The organism is Erythrobacter sp. KY5, assembly GCF_003264115.1.
Taxonomy (GTDB): Bacteria; Pseudomonadota; Alphaproteobacteria; order Sphingomonadales; family Sphingomonadaceae; genus Erythrobacter.
The window spans coordinates 3,068,241-3,088,390 of sequence record NZ_CP021912.1 but is presented as its reverse complement, the minus strand read 5'-3'; the positions used below and the strand labels follow the sequence as shown (position 1 = coordinate 3,088,390).

Genomic DNA, 20,150 nt, shown 5'->3' with positions numbered 1-20,150 from the left:
CGGCGTGGCTTGCGATTAGTGCTCAGGTCGAATGACGGGGCAAGTGATGACCTATCTCGATGCAATTCTGCTTATCAAGATCGCCGGGACCGGCCTTTTCGTGGGCCTGCCCATGCTTTTGCTGCCCGCGCCGCTGCTGATCCGCCTTTTGCGCATCGAAGGTGCTGAAGCGGCGATGCCGTTGATCCGGCTTTATGGATGGGCTGTCATCGCGCTGTTGGTCGGCTATTGCTTTGGCCTGTCGTGGATCTCGCGCGACGTTTTTCCGACAGGAGTGGTGACGATGGGGCTGGTTTCGAATGCAGGAGCCACCGCGATCCTGCTAGTGACGGGTGCCTGGCGAAAGTCGGTCGCGTTGACCCTCTTCCTCGGCGGCATCGCGGCGGCGCTGGCTTTTGCGATGATGAGCCGGCCCATGGCCATGCAGGTCCTGTGAGAGAAGATCGCCCTGTCCTGTCTGTCGAGCCAGGCGACAAAGCGGCGCAGATTGCCGAGACGTTGGCGCTCGCGTTTCAGGACGATCCGGCGCTGACATGGCTGCTGCCCGATGCGGAGCGCCGCCGCCGTGCGCTGCCTACCTTTTTCGAAGTGATGGTGCAGCAATCGCATCGTCATGGAGAAGTGCTGGCCTCGCCCGATGCGAAAGCGGTGTCCTTGTGGTATCCGCCGGGCGTGGTCAGGGATAGCATCATGGCAAGCTTTCGCGACAACCTGCGGCTGGCGCGGGTGTTCGGCCCGGTCCTTTTGCGCGGGCTCAAGCTGGCCGAAGCCATGGCCGCGCGCCATCCCGATCCGCAACCGCATGTCTATCTGCGCTTCGTCGGCGTCGCGCCCGACGCGCAGGGCAAGGGATGGGGAGGGGCATTGATCCGAAAAGGCGTCGAACATGCCGCCTCACAGGGCTTCGGCACGCTTCTGGAAACCGCGACCCAAAGCAATGTCGCGATTTATATGAGGCTGGGTTTCGAGATTATTGAGGAATGGCAGGTGCCGGATGGTGGGCCCAGATACCGGACCATGGTTCACCCGGCACCCTGAAGGTTACTTCGGTGCGAGCACCATCAGCATCTGGCGGCCTTCGAGGCGTGGGAATGCTTCGACCTTGGCGATTTCCTCGACATCTTCCTGAACCCGCTTGAGCAGATCCATACCGAGATGCTGGTGAGCCATTTCGCGCCCGCGAAAGCGCAGGGTGACCTTCACCTTGTCGCCATTGTCGATGAACTTGTTCACGTTCCTCATCTTCACGTCGTAATCATGCGTGTCGATGTTGGGACGCATTTTGACTTCCTTGATGTCCTGCGTCTTCTGCGTCTTGCGCGCGGCGTTTGCCTTTTTCTGCGCTTCGTAGCGGTACTTGCCGACATCGAGGAACTTGCACACCGGCGGATCAGCGTTGGGGCTGACCTCAACCAGGTTCAGGCCTTTCTCCTGGGCCTGCTCGACTGCTTCGCGGGTGTACATGACGCCCAGATTCTCGCCTTCGTCATCGATGACGCGGACCTTGGGAACCTGGATAAACTGATCGTAGCGAGGGCCGCTTTTAGTTGGCGGGGCCATCGAACGCCGAGGTGGACGGGCTATGTGTGTTCTCCTGTTGTAGCCTGAGTCTTGATGCGCCTTATGTAGTGCTCCGGGGCGCAAAACTCCAGATGAGTCTTACGCTGCCGCGCGATAAAGCGGAAAGGTGACTAATTTGCCCTTCGCAGGCAGCACCGCGTCGATCCTGTTGGCCGGGCTGAGCGCCTTCAGGATTTCGGGCGAGCCTGCATCCATCCCGCCGGTATAGGCGCCGAATGCGGGCAGGATCATACGGTCGCCGGAGTTTGGCGATCGGCTTATCACGCCGCAGGCCCGCGCGATGTGCCGGTTCCTGACATGCACGCGCATCTTGGGGTGGTAGTGACCCGAAAGCTCGGGCCGCGTCTCGCCCATGCGCGCTTCATGACGCAGGACGATGCCCCCGATCTCCATCTCGTTTGCCAGTTGAGCACCGAAAGACCGGTGCATGTTTTCATCGTGATTGCCCGTGATCCACACCCAGTCGAGTGCGCGCGTCAGCGTCTCGAGCATACCGGCCGCGAAAGGATCGAGGCGGCTGACCCCGTCATCGTCGTGAAAATTGTCGCCCAAAGTGATGACCCGGCGCGCGCCCGTTGTCTTGACCGTGTCCGCCAACCGCTCAAGCGTTTCGCGGCTGTCATAGGGCGGGAGCATCTGGCCATGGCTGGCAAACCAGCTTCCCTTTTCAAGGTGCAGGTCCGCAACCAGCAACGCACGCTCGCGCGGCCAATAAAGCGCGTTCGACCTGGTCAGGACAAGCTCTTCCCCGGCGAAGGGGAGTGGAGCGCCAGAATCACGCGGGAACGAAACGGGAACCATGCGCCCCATCTGGCGCGATTGCAGGCGTTTGACAAGTGTCAAAGCGGGTGGACACTCATGCTGTCATCGGGCAATGCCGAGCCAAGACGGGAAGGGATCGAAAAGCATGAGCGAGTGGGCAGCCCATACGAGCCGGGCGAAAGAATGGTTTGAAAGCCTGAGGGACCAGATCTGCGCCGCTTTCGAAAGTATCGAGCGCGAGGCTGGCTCTGATGCGAGCTTTCAATACACGCCGTGGAACCGCGAGGAAGAGGGCAATGATGACCCCGGCGGAGGCGTGCAGGGCCTGATGAAAGGTGAGGTGTTTGAAAAGGTCGGCGTGAATGTGTCGACCGTTCGTGGACGCTTTTCCGAACAGTTCGCAAACCAGGTCAACGGCGCGAGTGTCGATAACCCGGAATTCACCGCGACCGGCATCAGTCTGGTCGCTCACATGCACAATCCGCATGTGCCAGCGGTGCACATGAACACGCGGTTCCTCACCACGCAGGCTGCATGGTTCGGCGGCGGAGCGGATCTCAATCCGCCGATCCCTTACGAGGAAGACACCGAAGAATTTCATGCCACCATGCGAGCCGCATGCATGGCGCACAATCCGACCTATTACGAACGCTACAAGAATTGGGCGGACGATTATTTCTACATCCCCCATCGCGAGGTGCATCGCGGGGTCGGCGGCATTTTCTACGATCATCTCGAATGCGAAGACGATCAGAGCTTCGATCGCAATTTTGCCTTCACACAGGATGTCGGCAAGGCGTTTCTCGATATCTATCCAAAGCTTGTGCGCAAGCGGATGGACAGCGACTTTGACGAAACCGACATTGCGCAGCAGCTCGAATATCGCGGCCGCTATGCCGAATTTAACCTGGTCTATGACCGGGGTACGATTTTCGGCCTGAAGACCGGCGGCAATATCGACGCGATCCTGATGAGCCTGCCGCCTCGCGCGACGTGGAGCTGATCGCTCTTACTCGTTGACTTTACGCGCGGCGCACGGACGGCGCATGCCTGATGCGGTGACTGTCCCCTTGAGCCAGCGCTGCAGGGCCTCGCGCAACCTGTTCAGTTCAAGCGGTTTGGCGACGTGCTCCTGAATGCCTGCCTGCCGACAGGCTTCGATATCGTCTTCGAACGCATTGGCGGTCAGCGCGATAATCGGCAGCGATTCTGCATCAAAGCCAGCAGCCCGGATCGCGCGGGTGGCTTCGAGCCCGTCCATGCGCGGCATCTGCACATCCATCAGCACCAGCGAATAGGGCTTTCCGCGCGCGCTCGCTGAAATAACGGCGTCAACCGCTGCCTTGCCATCTTCTACCAAGTCGAAATCAAGACCCAGCTGTTTGCCCATTTCGCGGATCAATTCCTGATTTATGTCGAAATCTTCGGCAAGCAGGATGCGGCACTGGCAACCTGCGCACGGATTTTCCTCGATGCGGGCAAGGGCGGGCTGCGGTGATTTCTCGATAGCGGTCGCGGGCACAAGCGGCAGCCCCAGCGTGAAGGCAGAGCCAAGCCCTTCGGTGCTTTCGACGCGCAGATCACCCCCCATCAATTCTGCAAGCTGGCGGCTGATCGCGAGACCCAGACCGGTCCCGCCTCGTGGGCTGTTCTTGCCACCATCGGCCTGTAGAAAGGGATCGAAAATCGCCTCGACCATCGATTCCGGAATGCCGGTCCCTGTGTCTTTCACAGTAAAGTCGATGCCCAAGGGCGATGGCGCAACGATGACCCTGACACCTCCGCGATCGGTGAACCGGATCGCGTTTGCCAACAGGTTGCTGAGCACTTGCCTCAGCCGCAATGCGTCGAGCATCGCGAATTGCGGCAGCGTATCGGAAACCTCGAAAGATAGCCCGATGACCTTTTCTCGGGCGAGCGGCTCGAACAGCTGGACCGTGCGCTTGACCAGATGAGAGACGTTGACCGGCTCTTCTTTGATCCTGAATTCACCGGACTCGATTTTCGAGAGGTCGAGGATATCGTTCAAAAGTGTCTGGAGAGCCTTGCCGGACTCCGTGATTAATTCGACATGCCGCGCCTGATCGTGCGATAGCTCACTGCGCGACAACAGATCGGCAAAGCCCATGACGCCGTTCATGGGGGTGCGGATCTCGTGGCTCATCCTTGCCAGGAAAGAGCTCTTGGCCTCGGCCATGGCGTTCGCTTCGTTGCGCGCCTTGCGCAAGTTGGTCTGCATTTCCTCTTCTTCGGTCCGGTCGCAGAATACTCCGAACAAGGCCACCGGCGCTCCGTCGTCGTCAAATTCGACCAGCGCGGTGCTCTGGGCGTGACGCACGCAGCCATCCGCCCGGATCAGGCGCGCGCGAAACTCAAACGGTACGCCTGTCTGGCGCGACTGCTCAACGGCGTTCTCAACGATCCCGCGATCATCTTCGTGAAAAAGTTCGATGGCCTTGTCGAGCGGTGGCGGCGATCCGCCATCGACGCCGTGAATGGCGAAAGTTCCGGGCGACCAATAAACTTCGTTGGTTGCCAGATCGAGCCGCCAATGACCGACCCGCGCCGTTGTCTCGGTAAGTTCGAGCAGTCTGTTCGCTTCTTCCAGCCTGCGCAGTTTGGATCGCAGGTCTTCGTTCCTGAATTTCGCGCGATGGCGAGAAACCGCTTCGCGCAACACCACCGCGGCCAGCAGGCAGATTATGGCGGCGATCCCGAACTCGTCATTGGACCCTGTCTGGACGAGGCCAAGAACGATGGCAGCGACAGCGCCGGCGCACGCGACCAGACATGCCAGGCTGGCGATATAAAGCCATCTTACGAAGGCGGAAGAGCGGATATGGGTCACTGGCAAGGGCTAGCGCGGGCATGACGAAGATAGCGTGCCCGGTCGCATAGGGGCGAATACCGATCAAAAGCTTTGCCGCTTGCAAGCTTTGCGCTTGCCCGATGCCGCAGCGCAGCACATATCTACATCAATGCTGCGCCAGTACGAACTTGTTGAAAGGGTCAAGGATTACGACCCCGATGCCGACGAGGCCGCGCTCAATCGCGCCTATGTCTACACCGTGCAAAAGCACGGCAGCCAAAAGCGCGCGAGCGGCGATCCCTATTTCTCGCACCCGATCGAAGTTGCAGGGCTGATGACCGACCTGCAGCTCGATCAGGAAACGATCATGACCGCGCTGCTTCACGATACGGTCGAGGATACGCTCGCCACGATTGACGATATCGAGGAGAATTTCGGTCCCGAAGTCGCGCGGCTCGTGGATGGCGTGACCAAGCTGTCCAAGATCGAGGCGATGCCGGAGAACGAACGCGCGGCGGAGAACCTGCGCAAATTCCTGCTCGCCATGTCGGAAGATATCCGCGTGCTGCTGGTGAAACTGGCAGACCGGCTCCACAACATGCGCACGCTTCAGTTCATCAAGAAGCCGGAAAAGCGGCAGCGCATCGCGCGCGAGACGATGGATATCTACGCTCCGCTGGCAGAGCGGGTGGGCATGTATGAATACATGCGCGAGATGCAGGCGCTCGCCTTCAAGGAGCTTGAACCCGAAGCCTTCACGACCATCACGAACCGGCTCGAAGAACTGCGCGGCAAGGATGGCGGACAGGTCGATGCGATCGCCTTGAAGATCAAGCAGGCGCTTGCCGAAGCGGGGCTTCAGGTCGAAGTGTCGGGCCGCGAGAAGCACCCCTATTCGATCTGGACCAAGATGAGCGAGCGGCACGTCTCGTTCGAGCAGGTCACCGACATCATGGCCTTCCGCGTGGTGACCGATGACATCGCCGACTGTTACCGCGCGATGGGCGTGCTGCACACGACGTGGCAATTCCTGCCGGGCAAGTTCAAGGACTACATTTCGACGCCCAAGAACAATGGCTACCGCTCGCTTCACACCTCGTTGATGTATGAAAACTCGATGCGCGTCGAAGTCCAGATCCGCACGCGCGAAATGCATCAGAGGAACGAATTCGGCCTCGCTGCGCACTGGGCTTACAAGCAACACGACACTGCCGATGGACAGGTCGGCTGGCTGCGCGACCTGATCGAGATCGTCGATGCGAGCCACGATGCCGAAGAATTGCTCGAACATGCGCGGCTGGCGATCTACCAAGATCGCATCTTTGCCTTCACGCCCAAAGGCGCCTTGTTCCAGTTGCCCAAGGGGTCGACTGCGGTCGATTTTGCCTTTGCAGTCCACACCGACCTTGGACTTGCGACAGTGGGCGCCAAGATCAACGGGCGGCACATGCCGCTGCGCACTCAATTGACCAACGGCGATGTGGTGGAAATCGTCAAGGGCGCGGGCGCGGAGCCGCAATTGTCGTGGCTTGGCTTTGTCGTCACAGGCAAGGCGCGTGCCGCGATCCGGCGCGCAGTGCGATTGAAAGAGCGCGACGAGATCGCAGAGATCGGCTCAAAACTGTTCGACGCGATCGCCGCACGCGTGCCTGCGCGCATCGGCAAGAAGGCGATCCGCAAGGCGGTGGAACGGCTCGGAATGGATGAGCCCGACGATCTGATGTTCGCCGTGGGCGCAGGCAAAATCTCCGACCGCGAGGTGATGGAAGCACTCGTGCCGGGCTGCACTGCGGAATTCGAAGAGGACGAGGAATGGTCGAAACACGAACGCCAGATCTCGATCCGTGGCCTGACGCCGGGCGTGGCTTTCGAGCTGTCCGAATGCTGCCACCCGCTGCCGGGTGACCGGATCGTCGGCCTCAGGCGCAAGGGAGAGCGCGTTGCGGTGCACACGATCGACTGTCTCGAACTGGCAAGCGGGGTCGACACCGACTGGCTCGATCTCAATTGGGGAAGACGATCCCATGGCGCAATCGGGCGTCTGACGGTCACGATCTATGACCGGCCCGGAACACTGGCCGAAATGGCCGGTGTCTTCGCACAGAACAAGATCAACGTGAAAAGCCTGATCCAAACCCAGCTCGATCATCCTTTCACGACTTACGAAATCGACGCCGAGGTCAACGATCTCGCTCACCTCACCCGCATTCTCAGCGCGCTGCGCGCCAGCGATGCGGTTGCGCAGGCTGACCGTATCTGATGGGCGTCATCGGTCTTGATCACGTGCAAATCGCAATTCCCGAAGGCGGCGAGGACGAGGCGAGATTATTCTTTGTCGGCCTGCTCGGAATGCAGGAAGTACCCAAGCCTTCCAACCTGTCACCACAAGGATGCTGGTTCGATGGCGGGACGGTGAGCCTGCATATTGGCGTAGACCCTGATTTTCGACCGGCCAGCAAGGCGCACCCCGCGTTTCTTGTCGACGATCTCGATACGCTTGAGAGCAAGCTTCGCGATGCCGGATATGAAACCAGGCAGGACAAGCCGGTCAAAGGTTACCGCCGCTTCTTCACGACCGACCCGTTCGGCAACCGTATCGAGATCATGAAGCGAACCGGGCGCTGAAACCAATCGCCGCTGCGCGCATGGTTAAATCCGGGTTTACGCAATCTTAGGGAGCATGGCTTTAGGCTCCTCAATCAAACTTCCTGGTTTGAACGAGGGGGAACTGGAGTGAACATGCAGTCCGCAGGTTTCGTACCTGCTGCCGATTTAGATAATGTCGTCGCGCGCGAGAGCGACCAGATTGGCCTCGCCTGGCACGAACGCCTGTCTTTGGCAGTGAAGCTCAAGGCGGTGGTGTTTGCCAGCACGCTTGTCACCTTCGTGCTCGCTGGCGCGATCCTGGGGACGATGACCTATTTCAGTCAGGCCGGTGAGAACCTGCGGGCGCTCAGCACTGCGGATGCCAGCAGCGCAAATGCCTCGGGAGAGCTTTATCGGGCGCGCGATCAAATGATTGCGTTCGCACAAGGCGGCAACCAGACGGACCTCGCCGCATCGCGCAGGTCGCTGGACGATGCATCAACTTTCCTTATCGGCGCCCAGGGTGTCGATGCAAATCGACTGGAAAGCGATCTGGCCGAGGCATTCACGTCGGCCCAGCGCGATGTGGAGCGCGTTGCACAAAGAGCATCAGGCACCGCGCCCAACGGCGAAGAGGCACGGGCAATCGCTGCCCGTATTGGCGAGATCAACGCAACGCTTCGGACCGCGACCGAAGGACTGAACGAACGTTCGATCGCTGCAGCCGAACCGGTATTCAACGCCATCGCCCGCTCGCTCGTGATCCTGCTTGCAGCCTTTATCGCGCTGACCTTTGCCTCCTATGTCGTTTCTCGCAAGATCGCCAACCATGTGTCGGACAAGATCACCGAGATGACCCATGCCATGCAGGAGATATCTCAAGGGTCGTCCGATACGGTCATTCCCGGCCGGGAACGCGGGGACGAGATCGGCGCGATGGCCCGCGCGCTCGAGGTTTTTCGCAACAGCGCGCAAACCTTGCGCGAAATGACCGATGCCCGAACCCGCGAAGTTGAGGAACAACTGGTTCAGCAACAGGACATCAGCGAGCAGATGCTCAAGCTGCGACATGAAAAAAGCCAGCTGCTTGAAGGGCTCGCAGATGGGTTCGAGGTTTCCGTTGGCGAATTGATCACGGCGGTTTCGGCTGCCTCGGAGCAGCTCAAGGCGACTTCGAAACAGATGGTGAGCCTCGCAGACGGATCGAACAATCAGGCCGACAGCGCTAGCCAGGCTATGGAAAAGGCGACCGCGAACGTCACGGCGGCTGCCGCTGCAACCGACGAGTTTGCGCTTTCGATCAGCGAGATCAGCCGACAGGCCTCGGCATCGGCCACGCTGGCGCGCGATGCGACCACTCTTGTCGCGAGCGCCAACACCCGCATGAACGACCTTGCGAAAGCGGGCGAAGAGATCGGCGAGATTGCCGGCCTGATCCAGACCATCGCACAGCGCACGAACCTGCTTGCGCTCAACGCTTCGATCGAGGCGGCGCGCGGCGGTGAGGCAGGTCGCGGCTTCGCGGTGGTTGCGAGCGAGGTGAAAGAGCTTGCCATGCAAACCTCCAACGCGACGAGTTCGGTTGCCGAGAAAATTCAGACGATGCAGGACTCCACTCGCTCAAGCGCGGGCGATCTAAGCTCGATTGTCGATCAGATCAGCGAACTCGAAAAGGCTGCCGTCATGATCGCGAGCGCTGTCGATCAGCAATCGGTTTCGGGCGAGGAACTGGCCCGCAATATCGATACCGTTGCCGAGGGTTCGCGCCAGGTCAGCCAGCGGCTAACCGAGCTGCGCAATGCGAGCGAGGAGACCGGGACCGCAGCCGACGATGTGGTTGCAAGCGCAAATGCGCTGGGTGATCACGCCGAAGATCTTCGCACAAAGGCAGGACGCTTCATCGCAGATGTGCGCCGCTCGGCACGCGATCTCGAAACGGGCAATGCCGTCTGAGCTAGATCGGCGTCACGCTGACCGCGCATTCGTCGCCAGCGGCCAGATCCTCAGCGCGCATGACCTTTTTCGAGACGAGCAGCACCCACTCGGTCTGCTTGTCTTGCGGAAAGACCGAGCTTTTCCATTCGGTCGATCCGATGCGCGCCGTCACCTTGATAGACCCGAACCCGCGCGATCGCCCAAATTCCAGCCTTTGCATCAGGGCATGACCGGCAAGTGCCTCGGCCTCGTCACCTAAAAACGTGACGAGATGATAGACCGCTTTTTCCCCCTGCCATCGGCGCAGGGGCAGGATAGCGGTGATCGCCTCGCTCACTCTCCGTCCGCATACTCGTACGCGCGCACCGGCACGGGTACGTTGCAGATATCCGCGCCGCCTGCGGGGACGATGAAGAACGGATCGCGGCGATTGGCGCGTGCCTCTGCATAGCGCGCGAAAGTCTCGCCCTCGGTCGATAGGTATTCGAAGAGCGGGCGCTCGCCTTCAGGCAATTCGCTGGCAATACGGACCGAGAGGATAGGCGTGCGCTTGTCGGCTTCTTCTTCGGTGTAGAAACCCAGCGTTCCCGACCCGCGCGGCAGGGAGGACAGGTGCTCCATCCCGCTGATGATCCGGCCGACCAGCGCAATGTTGCGGTCGAGGTGACGCGGCGCGTGGCCGATCACGGTGTAGAGTTCGGCGCCGGAGCCGGTGTCGGGCGAGTAGTTCCTGCCAACGCCGACCATGCCGTAGCAGTGGACCGGCCACCGGTCCGACTTGTCAGGATATTGAAGAAGGGCGAAGGGCCAGCCGCTCTCGAATGTGGCGGAACTGGCATAAGCGTCCCGCAAAATGGGAGCCTGCCACCCGCTCCTGACAATCGGATTGAAATTGGCCGCGATGTCCGGTGAAATGAGCTCGACCGGCACGCGCGCCGTGTAATCTTCCTGCGCCATCACCTGCAGCCCCTCGGGCAGCGGCTTCGCCTCGGTCTCTCCGCTTTCGGGATTGTCGTATCCCGGATCGCCCCACTGGACGACGTAATTGTCCTGCACGCGGTTGACTAAAGTCCCGTCATACCACCGCGATCGGGCGAGGGTGCGGATGTTCTCGACCCACCCTTGCGAGAAAGGCGCGGGCATAAGCTGGATCACCACCTCGCGCGCATTGCCCCCTGCATCAGGGGCAAGCGTCATGACCAGCAAATCTTCCGCCTCGATCGCCACCCATTCCTCTGGCGCGGCTGCGTTGACGATCTCGTTAGGCGAGGGCGCACCCTCAGGCGCATCTTGTGCCAGAGCGGGCGAGGTGAGCGCGGCGATTGCGGTAAGCGTGAGCAGGTGTTTTTTCATGGGAAGCTTCTTGCCATCGGGCGCGCTTAAAAGAAAACCCCTTTCCACGCGTTTTCGAGGGCGGAAAGGGGCTCTTCGAACAGTGTTCGCAGCGAATGCTATGGCGCGCAGCACTGTCCAATGCGACTCGTTTACCACAAATCGGAAGCGACCCAAACAAACAACGCTCAAGCGTGGTTGCGATACGCTCGCCAAGTGGCTAGAGGCACGCCTTCGCGTTCATGCCCAAGCTCAAGCAGCGAAGCGGTAGCGCGAAAATGAGTGCGCTCAAGCAGCGAAGCGGTAGCGCGAAGACAATGGCGCTCAAGCAGCGAAGCGTTAGCGCCAAAAAAGTGCGGAGCAGTGGCCGAGTGGTCGAAGGCGCACGCCTGGAAAGTGTGTATACGGTAACCCCGTATCGAGGGTTCGAATCCCTCCTGCTCCGCCACCCATCCCCAGCACTAGTCTCTGGTTGTAGCGGGCCTCACAACTCGCTGAGAACAGGCGTGTTTTCACCGCCTAATCAGTAATGCCCGCATCATTCTCGCGGTCTCTGGAGCCGTTTCAGGGGTCATTTCCAGAGGCCGTCTCTGCAGCTGCGAACATCGGTTCGGTTTCCCTGTTAAACAGGGAAAGAACAGGGAATTTCGCGAAATTAAGGCCCAAAACAGGTGATTTTGGGCGAATCTGGCATATGCGCACCAGATAAAACCAAGACTTTTCCGAGGGTTAAGCGCCCGAATTAGGGTTTCTCATGTTAATCGACAGAACAGGGTATTTAATCGCCCATGACAGGGGCTTTAATTGGCGATATCAGGATATTTGTTCGCCAGAACAGGGCGCGGCCATCTCGGCAAATCCCAGCGCTTGCCGCTGTTTCGACCACGCGAGCGGGATCGTTGTTCTTTTCAGTTTCTCGAGATTGAGATCCAGCGGCTGAAGCCCATCGATTATGGCGCGCTGGATGTCAGGTGCGAGGAATGCGAACCTTAGGATGTTGCGATCGTAAGGAGAGCCTGGCGCGGTATCCATGACCGGCAATCCGCGTTCAACGCGCAGCAGGCAATGGGCTTTTCTAAGGGCAACGATCAGCACCGGATCAGGTTGCGGCGGACGCGAGGTTACGGGAACGATCTTTTGCTTGCTCCCGCGCGTTGCAAACTGAATCGGTAGAAGAATGGTGACCATGTCGGCGGTGCGATCAAGAATCGTCTCGTCATCGGCAAGCCGCGCTGCAATGTTGGCTGCTTGAACGTTGCCAACGCTGACCTGCAGTCCCCGGTCGCGCAGGCGAACGGAACGAATGAGTCCGAACGGATCATTGTCCTTTGGCATCCATCGTTCCATCGCGGCTGCGATAACCTTCTCGATCTCGGGTGCCGACACGCGCTGCACACGATCGGCATCGGTTGGTCCTGATCCCTGCTGCAGCGAGGCAGAGACATAGTAGCGATACTTCTTGCCCGACTTCCCGCGCGAGGTGGTTGGGCTCATAGGTTCACCGACCGCATCAAACAGCTTTCCGGCAAGTGGGGCCTTGATCTTTCGGCGGTGGGCCTTGCTGCGGTGCCGTCGAACCTGCGCATCAAGCCGATCCTGGACCTTAGCAAACAGCTCGGCGTCGACGATCGCATCATGCGCGCCTTCGCGGGCTACCCCCTTGTGCATGATCTGCCCTAGGTAGACGCGGTTGCGGAGCAGATGGAACAGCGCACCGCGGCTGAACGCCAGTCCGCCCATCCTGCGACCCTTGGCGGTGATACGATGCTTTGAGACAACGCCGCGGGCTTTGAGATCGCGCGAGCGCATGGACCGAGCCAAGCTCGAGATAACGTTTGAAGATGTCGCAGACGGTTTCAGCCTCTGCCTCGTTCACGACAAGTGTTCGTATACCGTCGCGTGGCCCATCATACCCCAATGGTAAGTTGCCGCCCATCCACATGCCCTTGGCTTTGGACGCAGCGATCTTGTCGCGAATGCGCTCGCCGGTGACCTCGCGCTCGAACTGAGCAAATGACAGCAATACGTTGAGCATCAGCTTGCCCATCGAGCCGGTCGTGTTGAACGACTGGGTGATCGAGACGAAGCTGCAGTCGTGTGTCTCGAAGATCTCGACGATGCGTGCGAAATCGGCGAGACTGCGGGTGAGCCGATCGATCTTGTAGACGACTACGATATCGATGCGTCCGGCTTCGATATCGGCGAGCAGTGCCTGCAATCCGGGTCGATCGGTGTTGCCGCCCGAGAACCCTCCGTCATCATAGCGATATGCTCTCGCTTCTCAGCCTTCGCATGCCTGGCTCAGGACATAGGCCTCGCACGCTTCGCGCTGCGCATCGAGACTGTTGAACGACTGGTCGAGCCCTTCTTCGGACGACTTGCGGGTGTAGATCGCGCAACGTTTGATCTTGCTGCTCATGCGTTGTCCCGCAATCCGAAGAACCGCGGTCCATTCCAGCGGCTGCCCGCGATCGCGGTTGCGGCAGCCGAGAGGCTGGGGAAGAGCCGGTCGTTCCAGCGAAAATCCTCCTCCTCGACCACGACGGTGGAGTCCATAAATGATCTGATAGTCGTGGCAGCCGCAGCTTGTTTGAGCGAAGCGACAATACAGAGCGAGTATGCGTATGCGGCGCGTGATCTGGATGATGTGATTGCTGAGAAGTGGGCTTATCTCGGCAAACGTCCAGGCGCGAGACTTACTGCATCGGACGTGCTGTCTCAGGTGCGTGCGACGGTGTAGATGACCCGAATTTTCTGATCTACTCCCAAAAACGTATTGCTTCACTCGCGGATCACCACGACATCATTGGGAGTTCGTCTCGACACTGCTGGTCTGTGGTCCAGTCTTTTTCCGATACCGGCGTCGTTCACAGTGGCGAGCAGTTCGTCATCGAAACGGTGCGACTTGGAAGCCTGGCAGATGATGGAGGTCCGGGTAAAGGCGATCTGATCGTCGAGGCGGACGCCGCCCGAGCCATGCCTCACGCCTTTAGCGCTGTAAGACTATGATCTATCGGGCAAGAGCAATTCCTTCTCCCTCGTTTACTCCCCCAGTGCGACAGCTATTTTGCGCGAGCGCGAGCATAGGGCCTTAGCTCTCACAGCAGCCACGCCTAGCCTCGCTCGTCCGATTCTTGCTCTATTCTACGACCATTGGAGCCAAGGAAGGCGGAGCTGATAGGGGCACTAATGGCATATAGCGTTGCTCAGTAGTGTGTTGCGAAGGCAAGTATCCGGCTGGAATTGACATGTCGTCGCGCTCATCCAAAAAACTGATTTATTGTGACAATCAATTGGTCTTTGCTATCGCTCGTCTCGTCGTCTTTGACCATAAAAATTACTAGGAAAACAGCACCCCTATAGATTCTCTTAAGTTGTCCGATAGTGGTCCGGAAATAGCTTTTGTGTGTCTCGAATCACGGGGTTGCAATTGTCACTTTTTCGTAATGAGGCTGTTCAGGCTAATCAGAACCGACTGTATGGTGAAGTAGTTCTTTCGCAGCCGCTATCAACCAAGCTATTCGCCGGAACTCTGTTCGCAGTCTTGGTGTTTGCGGCTATTTGGCTGTCAGTGGGAAATTACGCCCGGATCGAAACAGTCCCTGGAATACTAGTCACCAATGAACCGAGCGCGAGGGTACTACCCGCACAGGCAGGCATCGTAATAGATCTTCGGGTCGCTGAAGGACAGTCAGTAAAGAAGGGTGACACTCTGCTTGTCATCAATTCGGATCGAGAGACGGAGGCAGGTGGCGGCATTGTTGGCAAAGGTCTTGGTGCGATAGAGGCGCGCAGAGAGTTGACGCAGGCGCAGGTAGTGCTCGCAGATTCTCGTGCTTCCGTAGAGCGAGCCCGTCTTTCGGCACTTGTCGCGTCAGCCGAAGATCAAGCGCGTAGCCTTGCTGAGCAAATCGCGCTTCAAGAACAGGTTGTTGCTTCGAACCAGGAAATTTTCGACCGAGTAAGAGAGGTCGTCGAGCAAGGCTACGTTTCGAAAGTTGAGTTTGAGCGCCGACGCCAAACCGTGCTTTCTTCACAGCAATCCTTGGCAGGTCTGAAACAAAGACGTTTATCGGCCTTATCCGATGCTTCGCAGGCGCGAAGCCAGCTGTCGACCGTCAGCCTCGATGCAGAGCAAGGAATATCTCGCCTCAAGGATAGCCTTCAATCATTGTCCGCAGAACAAGCCAGACTAGAAGGCGAGCGCAGCTACGCCGTCACGGCTCCCATCAGCGGGCGAGTGACCGCCCTTGCAACCGGAACGGGTAGAACGGCTTCAACCGCCCGTCCCTTAATGGTGATCGTGCCAACGGGGGCAGAGTTAGCGGCTGAACTCTACGCACCAACACGCTAGATTGGCTTTGTCGAGCAAGGCAAAGAAGCGAGGCTACTCTACGACGCCTTTCCCTATCAACGCTTTGGCAGCTTCGAAGGGCAGGTCGCTTCGATCTCACGGATCGCAATCGATCCTCACGAATCTGAAATCCCATTCCCGTTCGAAGAGCCAGTTTATCGGGTGAGAGTCGCGCTCAAGGAGCAGAAAGTCGATGCGTTTGGTGCACCTGCCCGCCTTCAGCCTGGCATGACCTTGCAGGCCAACATCGTGCTTGAACGCCAGAGCTTTCTCGCTTGGATACTTCAACCACTCAATGCGGTGATCAATAGAACCTGATGAACAGTCCTCTTGATCTTGTCGAGTTTTCCGGGCGTCAGCGCACACCCTAGATTGCGCAAGGGGAAGCAAGCGAGTGCGCTCTTGCGTGTCTCGCAATGGTTGCGGGCTTTTACGGATTCAAGACAGACTTGATCGCAATGCGCCAGCGATATGGCATGAGCTTAAAGGGCGCGAACCTTAAGCAAGTAATGCAGGTCGCCGAGGACATCGGCTTCAATACAAGTCCCTTGCGGGGTGAGATTGAGGATATGCCGCATCTTTCGATGCCTGCGATCCTTCATTGGAATCTCAATCACTTCGTGGTTCTCACTGCAATCACTGGCAGTGTCCGAGGAAAACGCTACCACATTCACGATCCGGCTCGCGGCTCTTTGGTAATGAGCGAGGACGAGGTGTCGCGGCAATGGACCGGTGTTGCTCTCGAATTGTTGCGATCAGAAGGCTTTAAACCGAGGATTGAGCGCAAGCAGCTCGGCATTACTCAACTTTGGTCGAAGATGACCGGGTTATGGGGCACGATCCGGCAGATCGTCTTGCACTCGCTGGTGATGCAACTGGTTGTTCTTGCTACACCCTTTTTCCTTCAGATTTCAATCGACACCGTCTTTCCAGCGTTCGATAGCGACTTGCTCTTCATGTTGGCGCTGGGTTTTGGCGGTCTTGTCATCGTCAACTTGCTTGCGAGTTGGCTAAGGTCATTGATCTTGGTGACACTCTCAAATTCGCTCTCGTACCAAGTAATTGTGAACCTCTTCAGGCACCTGATGCGCCTGCCGCTTGACTATTTCGAGAAGCGACACGTTGGCGACATAATCTCACGCTTTGGATCAACGCAGCCAATCAGCCAACTTATTAGTCAAGGCATGATAGCAGCGTTCATCGATGGACTCATGGCGATCCTGACGCTTGCACTTATGTTCGTGTACTCGCCAATCCTTGGTGGAGTCGCTTGCACAGCATTGGCAGTATATGTGGGCCTGCGGCTTGCATTCCTTCAGTCGATCAAGCTTCGCAACCTCGACGTCATCACAACGATGGCGAAAGAAAACTCCAATTTTATTGAGAGTGTCCGGGGAATATCCGCGATCAAGGCCTTTGGCCAGGAAGGCAATCGCCAGCGTATCTGGCAAAGAACCAAGGCTGATGCCGTAAACGCTCAAGTGAAGCTCGGCCGCTTGCAGGCAGCATTCGATGCGCTGGGGCAGTTTGTGATCGGCGCAGAGCGTGTGGTCTTTGTCTACATCGCCATCAACCTCGCGTTCGATAGCGTTCTCACAGTGGGCATGATCTTTGCTTTCCAGGCTTACAAGCAACAGTTTCTGGATGCAGGAATGCGACTGACTGAACAGGCGATCAACTATCAGATTGTCAAAGTGCATCTCACGCGCATTGCTGACATTGCTCTCACTCCGCTCGAAGAAGGAGAGGTCGAGAAAAGCAATGAAGACCCAGACTTCACCAAACCACTCGTGCTGGATGGCGTGTGCTATCGATACGGGACAAATGAACCCTTGGTTCTTCGGGGGATCAACCTGAAAATCGGACCTGGCGAGTTTATTGCCATGACAGGCCCATCGGGTGGCGGAAAGACCACCTTAATGAAGGTTTTGACAGGCCTGTTTGAGCCAACCAATGGCGTGGTTCGATTGGGCGAACGCCCCATATCGTCATGCCGGAAAGCGCACTATCGTCGTGCCATTGGATCGGTCGCTCAGGGCGATACGCTCTATGCCGGTTCGCTCGCAGAGAACATTGCATTCTTCGACCCCGAGATTGACATGAGACGGGTTCGAGAGGTTGCCCGAATGGCCCAGATCGTCTCCGAGATCGAAGCGATGCCGATGGGCTACGAAACTCTTGTCGGTGATATGGGTTCTGTCCTCTCAGGAGGCCAGCTGCAGCGGGTATTGCTGGCCCGTGCACTTTATCCTGATCCCAGCGTCCTCATCCTTGATGAGGGAACCGCAAATCTCGACGCCGAGAATGAAAGCAAAATCCTCGAAACCCTCAAGTCGTTGAGCATTACTCGCATCGCAGTCGCGCATCGTCCTGCGACTTTGGAGGCAGCTGAGAAGGTATACGAGGTCTCGGCCGGCCAGGCGGTCGACAAAGAAGCCGTCTTGCGAGCGGAAGCAGAAAGTAGAGCCATGCTGATCGAGATGGCCGAGCGAAACAAATCGCGAGCGATGGAGATTTATCCAACAGGTGGAGACGGAGAGGGCCCAACCGACGTCAGGAGCTAGCCGAGGTTAAACTCCGCGCCACCTCGGTTAGGTCAAGAAGGCGCGGAAACTAAGGGAAACGCACATGCTTCAATCGAACGTAATTGAAAAAGACAGTGGCTTCAGGACTCTCAGCAATGCGGAACTGATGGCTGTCTGTGGAGGTGCAGACATCGTTGTTACCGGAAACACTATCACGGTGACTGGCCCCAGGTCTGGCGGTCTAAGTGGTATGGATCTGATAGGCCTTCAAAATATGCAGCAAGCCAGTGCCATCCAGATGATGATCGACATGATGGAGGGAACCAATGAAGAATTCCCAGACGATGACGAGTGGCAGCCAGCTGGTCTTTTCGACTCGGATACCGATGACTTCAAAGCATTTGTTGAAAACCAATTCCCTGACCAAGAAAACCAGATTATGGTTGTCGGTAACATTGGTGACAGCAAGTTTGCGGCAAACATTGGGCCAGATGGCAAGGGTTATCTTTGGGCTGTTACCGATAACATCTTCACCTCAGACACCTACCAATTCGTAACTTACGTCGAAAACACGAGGCTAGGCATGAATAGCGGATCGAGCACGAGTGGGAGTTCAGCACTCACGCTTTCAATGTCATCGAGTGATGGCGGTTCGATTAGCTTTGAGCTTACTCAGACTTCGCCTGGCTGGTAAGCCACCCGATGCCAGCTTCAAATCAATTCATTTCGAAGCTCAAATGTGGAGGAGTGCTCGCAGCACTCCTCCTTTCATCTTGCGTTGACAGTGCGGAGTGCTGCGGTGTTTCAGAAAAAACTATGAGCGAACTTGAGGCAAGACTTGGCTCGCACAGCCTGCGTGAATTCAACAGAGCTGCGAAAGACTGGTCAAACTGCTTGACGAGCGAAGCGCCAGGGTCATTAAACTCATCGGTTTGCAGCGCTTGGGAAGAAAACGGGCTAGAATTCAGATTGAATAGGATTGATGCCAATGATTGGGCGTCTGTCCCTTCGATCGAGTCATTAGTCGCCGGATCAATCGAAGCGGACAAAGTGGTGATCCATCTTAGCGGGGGGACCGATTTGCCCCCTTTTGCATACGCGGCGGATTACAGGTCAGATGCTTTTTCCTATTTTCATTCGCGCGGCTATCTGTTTGCATCTATTGGATATTGGGGGTCGCGTTTCAGAACAAACTTGCAAGAAAACGAGATTGACCTAGCAGCTCGCGACCTCAGAAACGCATTATCTTACTACAGACAACGCTGTGCCTGCGAGCCTCTAGTTATAGGTGAGAGCTTAGGGGCCGCGATAGTTTTTCACTACATGCGGACGTACAAAGACCTAAATCTAGACTTTTTGGCGATATCCCCGGTGATGCTCGGAATCTCATATGCCGTCAGTCACTTCAAGACCATTCGCTCGAGTGAAGAATTGTCCCGTGAGTTTGCGACAGCGTACATTTATCGTAGCCCAGATTCCGAGCCTGAGCAATTCGTTGGGACCCGCCTCATTCAACCGATTCGGCACCTTGAGGCGTTTGCAGTTGAACGCGACACCACTCCACTAGATGAGATGCTGAATTCTCAATGTCCAAGCTTCATCATCGGTGAAAATGACCCCCAAAACTCAGGCTTCGATCAGTGGGATCTTGCAAGCATTGTTGCGATCGAGAACGCAGGGCACGACGTCTTCTCTGGGAATACGGGCAAACTTCACAATGTATTCGAAACTGCGATTGAATGCATCTCAACTAGCGTCCGCAACGAGCACTAAAGCAACCGCTAAGGCCAAGGCAGACCGGGATAGAGACGACAGATAGATTAGGTCGAGCTTCGCCCTTATGGGCCGGCCGATGGTGGATGAAGGCAGCCAGATCGGTCGCTATCTTGGTATTGGCATCCTTGGCGGTAGCTTGAAAGTGGCGCTAAATGTCAAGGTCTTCAATCCCGCTTGCAAAGATCTTTCAGTCGCGCGCTGCGAAGCTGCGGTAAACGGTGGTTTCTGTAGCTGCACGGACGAGGGCGACATTGACGTGCTGTTCAAAACATTGGCGAGTACGCAACAGCTGGATTCTGCTAGGCTTGATTTCCCTCCACGGCCCAAGAACAGACGCCATCAACCTGGCGGAGAGAAGAACGCGCGCAGCTCGCTGATTTTGCCATCATTGTTAAGCGTAAAGAGATTAACGCCGTCGAGCGTCACCTCATGGCCGTCTTTGGTTATCCCACGGCCCTGCCATTTGGCGACCGCTTCGTTGCCCACGACG

The 20,150-nt window shown here is 57.6% G+C and carries 21 protein-coding genes and 1 tRNA gene; 11 read left to right on the top strand and 11 right to left on the bottom strand.

What is annotated here, in order from left to right; translation table 11 throughout:
- Nucleotides 1-46 precede the first annotated feature (46 nt).
- A complete protein-coding gene (locus CD351_RS15795) occupies nt 47-436 on the top strand; it encodes a hypothetical protein (RefSeq protein WP_162627760.1) in 390 nt (129 codons plus the stop codon).
- Nucleotides 433-1,038: a GNAT family N-acetyltransferase gene (locus CD351_RS14520; protein WP_162627759.1), complete on the top strand. Its 606-nt coding sequence runs from the start codon at nt 433-435 to the stop codon at nt 1,036-1,038. The genes CD351_RS15795 and CD351_RS14520 overlap by 4 nt, the downstream gene beginning before the upstream one ends.
- Before the next feature lie 3 nt (nt 1,039-1,041).
- On the opposite strand, the gene infC is transcribed toward CD351_RS14520, so the two are convergent.
- Nucleotides 1,042-1,560 carry a translation initiation factor IF-3 gene (infC, locus tag CD351_RS14515; protein ID WP_111993297.1) on the bottom strand — a complete coding sequence of 173 codons (519 nt, stop codon included), beginning with the start codon at nt 1,558-1,560 and terminating at the stop codon, nt 1,042-1,044.
- A 99-nt stretch (nt 1,561-1,659) separates the two neighbouring features.
- The gene (gene pdeM / locus CD351_RS14510; RefSeq protein WP_111993783.1) at nt 1,660-2,382 is read right to left on the bottom strand and encodes a ligase-associated DNA damage response endonuclease PdeM; all 723 of its coding nucleotides are present in this window, start codon (nt 2,380-2,382) and stop codon (nt 1,660-1,662) included.
- 106 nt (nt 2,383-2,488) lie between these two features.
- Here pdeM and hemF point away from each other — a divergent pair, with 106 nt between their 5' ends.
- Nucleotides 2,489-3,346, top strand: a complete 858-nt coding sequence (hemF, locus tag CD351_RS14505; RefSeq protein WP_111993782.1) for an oxygen-dependent coproporphyrinogen oxidase — start codon at nt 2,489-2,491, stop codon at nt 3,344-3,346.
- Between the two features lie 6 nt (nt 3,347-3,352).
- Here hemF and CD351_RS14500 read toward each other — a convergent pair whose 3' ends face one another.
- Nucleotides 3,353-5,191, bottom strand: a complete 1,839-nt coding sequence (locus CD351_RS14500; protein WP_162627758.1) for an ATP-binding protein — start codon at nt 5,189-5,191, stop codon at nt 3,353-3,355.
- A 130-nt stretch (nt 5,192-5,321) separates the two neighbouring features.
- Here CD351_RS14500 and CD351_RS14495 point away from each other — a divergent pair, with 130 nt between their 5' ends.
- The 3 genes from CD351_RS14495 to CD351_RS14485 all read left to right on the top strand — a co-directional run bounded on the left by CD351_RS14495 (nt 5,322) and on the right by CD351_RS14485 (nt 9,691).
- Entirely contained in the window at nt 5,322-7,412 is a 2,091-nt protein-coding gene (locus tag CD351_RS14495) for a bifunctional (p)ppGpp synthetase/guanosine-3',5'-bis(diphosphate) 3'-pyrophosphohydrolase (RefSeq protein ID WP_111993295.1), read from the top strand.
- Nucleotides 7,412-7,777, top strand: coding sequence for a VOC family protein (locus CD351_RS14490; RefSeq protein ID WP_111993294.1), 366 nt, complete (start codon nt 7,412-7,414; stop codon nt 7,775-7,777). Before CD351_RS14495 ends, CD351_RS14490 begins: the two co-directional genes overlap by 1 nt.
- Nucleotides 7,778-7,891: 114 nt before the next feature.
- Nucleotides 7,892-9,691, top strand: a complete 1,800-nt coding sequence (locus CD351_RS14485; protein ID WP_111993293.1) for a methyl-accepting chemotaxis protein — start codon at nt 7,892-7,894, stop codon at nt 9,689-9,691.
- 1 nt (nt 9,692) lies between these two features.
- On the opposite strand, the gene CD351_RS14480 is transcribed toward CD351_RS14485, so the two are convergent.
- Both CD351_RS14480 and CD351_RS14475 read right to left on the bottom strand, forming a co-directional pair.
- Nucleotides 9,693-10,010 (bottom strand): DUF1905 domain-containing protein, encoded by a 318-nt coding sequence (locus CD351_RS14480; protein WP_111993292.1) that lies wholly within the window; start codon nt 10,008-10,010, stop codon nt 9,693-9,695.
- Nucleotides 10,007-11,026 (bottom strand): peptidylprolyl isomerase, encoded by a 1,020-nt coding sequence (locus CD351_RS14475; RefSeq protein ID WP_111993781.1) that lies wholly within the window; start codon nt 11,024-11,026, stop codon nt 10,007-10,009. Before CD351_RS14475 ends, CD351_RS14480 begins: the two co-directional genes overlap by 4 nt.
- 336 nt (nt 11,027-11,362) lie before the next feature.
- Here CD351_RS14475 and CD351_RS14470 point away from each other — a divergent pair.
- Nucleotides 11,363-11,453, top strand: a tRNA-Ser gene (locus CD351_RS14470).
- 365 nt (nt 11,454-11,818) lie between these two features.
- On the opposite strand, the gene CD351_RS15905 is transcribed toward CD351_RS14470, so the two are convergent.
- The 5 genes from CD351_RS15905 to CD351_RS14455 form a co-directional block, all read right to left on the bottom strand.
- Complete coding sequence (locus CD351_RS15905) at nt 11,819-12,745, bottom strand: recombinase family protein (protein WP_199797884.1); 927 nt, start codon at nt 12,743-12,745, stop codon at nt 11,819-11,821.
- Nucleotides 12,639-13,223, bottom strand: a complete 585-nt coding sequence (locus CD351_RS15995) for a recombinase family protein (RefSeq protein WP_234027152.1) — start codon at nt 13,221-13,223, stop codon at nt 12,639-12,641. Before CD351_RS15995 ends, CD351_RS15905 begins: the two co-directional genes overlap by 107 nt.
- Nucleotides 13,224-13,286: 63 nt before the next feature.
- Entirely contained in the window at nt 13,287-13,424 is a 138-nt protein-coding gene (locus CD351_RS15895) for a recombinase family protein (protein ID WP_199797883.1), read from the bottom strand.
- Nucleotides 13,421-13,573 carry a DUF2924 domain-containing protein gene (locus CD351_RS14460; protein WP_255413058.1) on the bottom strand — a complete coding sequence of 51 codons (153 nt, stop codon included), beginning with the start codon at nt 13,571-13,573 and terminating at the stop codon, nt 13,421-13,423. The genes CD351_RS15895 and CD351_RS14460 overlap by 4 nt, the downstream gene beginning before the upstream one ends.
- 213 nt (nt 13,574-13,786) lie before the next feature.
- On the bottom strand, nt 13,787-13,990 hold the full coding sequence (locus tag CD351_RS14455; RefSeq protein ID WP_111993290.1) for a hypothetical protein: 204 nt from the start codon (nt 13,988-13,990) through the stop codon (nt 13,787-13,789).
- A 445-nt stretch (nt 13,991-14,435) separates the two neighbouring features.
- Between CD351_RS14455 and CD351_RS14450 the strand changes: the two genes are divergently transcribed.
- The 4 genes from CD351_RS14450 (at nt 14,436) to CD351_RS15790 (ending at nt 19,657) form a co-directional block, all read left to right on the top strand.
- Nucleotides 14,436-15,359, top strand: coding sequence for an HlyD family secretion protein (locus CD351_RS14450; protein WP_162627756.1), 924 nt, complete (start codon nt 14,436-14,438; stop codon nt 15,357-15,359).
- 371 nt (nt 15,360-15,730) lie between these two features.
- A complete protein-coding gene (locus tag CD351_RS14440; protein ID WP_255413057.1) occupies nt 15,731-17,923 on the top strand; it encodes a peptidase domain-containing ABC transporter in 2,193 nt (730 codons plus the stop codon).
- A gap of 64 nt (nt 17,924-17,987) precedes the next feature.
- Nucleotides 17,988-18,578, top strand: a complete 591-nt coding sequence (locus CD351_RS14435) for a hypothetical protein (protein WP_162627755.1) — start codon at nt 17,988-17,990, stop codon at nt 18,576-18,578.
- Between the two features lie 122 nt (nt 18,579-18,700).
- Nucleotides 18,701-19,657, top strand: a complete 957-nt coding sequence (locus tag CD351_RS15790) for an alpha/beta hydrolase (protein ID WP_162627754.1) — start codon at nt 18,701-18,703, stop codon at nt 19,655-19,657.
- A gap of 342 nt (nt 19,658-19,999) precedes the next feature.
- On the opposite strand, the gene CD351_RS16115 is transcribed toward CD351_RS15790, so the two are convergent.
- On the bottom strand, nt 20,000-20,146 hold the full coding sequence (locus CD351_RS16115; RefSeq protein ID WP_369880503.1) for a nuclear transport factor 2 family protein: 147 nt from the start codon (nt 20,144-20,146) through the stop codon (nt 20,000-20,002).
- Between the last annotated feature and the right edge of the window lie 4 nt (nt 20,147-20,150).

Excerpts from the sequence above, each read along its gene's own strand:
- CD351_RS15795 (WP_162627760.1), top strand. The coding sequence starts at position 47 with ATGACCTATCTCGATGCAATTCTGCTTATCAAGATCGCCGGGACCGGC.
- infC (WP_111993297.1), bottom strand. The coding sequence starts at position 1,560 with ATGGCCCCGCCAACTAAAAGCGGCCCTCGCTACGATCAGTTTATCCAG.
- pdeM (WP_111993783.1), bottom strand. The coding sequence starts at position 2,382 with ATGGTTCCCGTTTCGTTCCCGCGTGATTCTGGCGCTCCACTCCCCTTC.
- hemF (WP_111993782.1), top strand. The coding sequence starts at position 2,489 with ATGAGCGAGTGGGCAGCCCATACGAGCCGGGCGAAAGAATGGTTTGAA.
- CD351_RS14495 (WP_111993295.1), top strand. The coding sequence starts at position 5,322 with ATGCTGCGCCAGTACGAACTTGTTGAAAGGGTCAAGGATTACGACCCC.
- CD351_RS14490 (WP_111993294.1), top strand. The coding sequence starts at position 7,412 with ATGGGCGTCATCGGTCTTGATCACGTGCAAATCGCAATTCCCGAAGGC.
- CD351_RS14485 (WP_111993293.1), top strand. The coding sequence starts at position 7,892 with ATGCAGTCCGCAGGTTTCGTACCTGCTGCCGATTTAGATAATGTCGTC.
- CD351_RS14475 (WP_111993781.1), bottom strand. The coding sequence starts at position 11,026 with ATGAAAAAACACCTGCTCACGCTTACCGCAATCGCCGCGCTCACCTCG.
- CD351_RS15905 (WP_199797884.1), bottom strand. The coding sequence starts at position 12,745 with ATGGGCGGACTGGCGTTCAGCCGCGGTGCGCTGTTCCATCTGCTCCGC.
- CD351_RS15895 (WP_199797883.1), bottom strand. The coding sequence starts at position 13,424 with ATGAGCAGCAAGATCAAACGTTGCGCGATCTACACCCGCAAGTCGTCC.
- CD351_RS14435 (WP_162627755.1), top strand. The coding sequence starts at position 17,988 with ATGCTTCAATCGAACGTAATTGAAAAAGACAGTGGCTTCAGGACTCTC.
- CD351_RS15790 (WP_162627754.1), top strand. The coding sequence starts at position 18,701 with ATGAGCGAACTTGAGGCAAGACTTGGCTCGCACAGCCTGCGTGAATTC.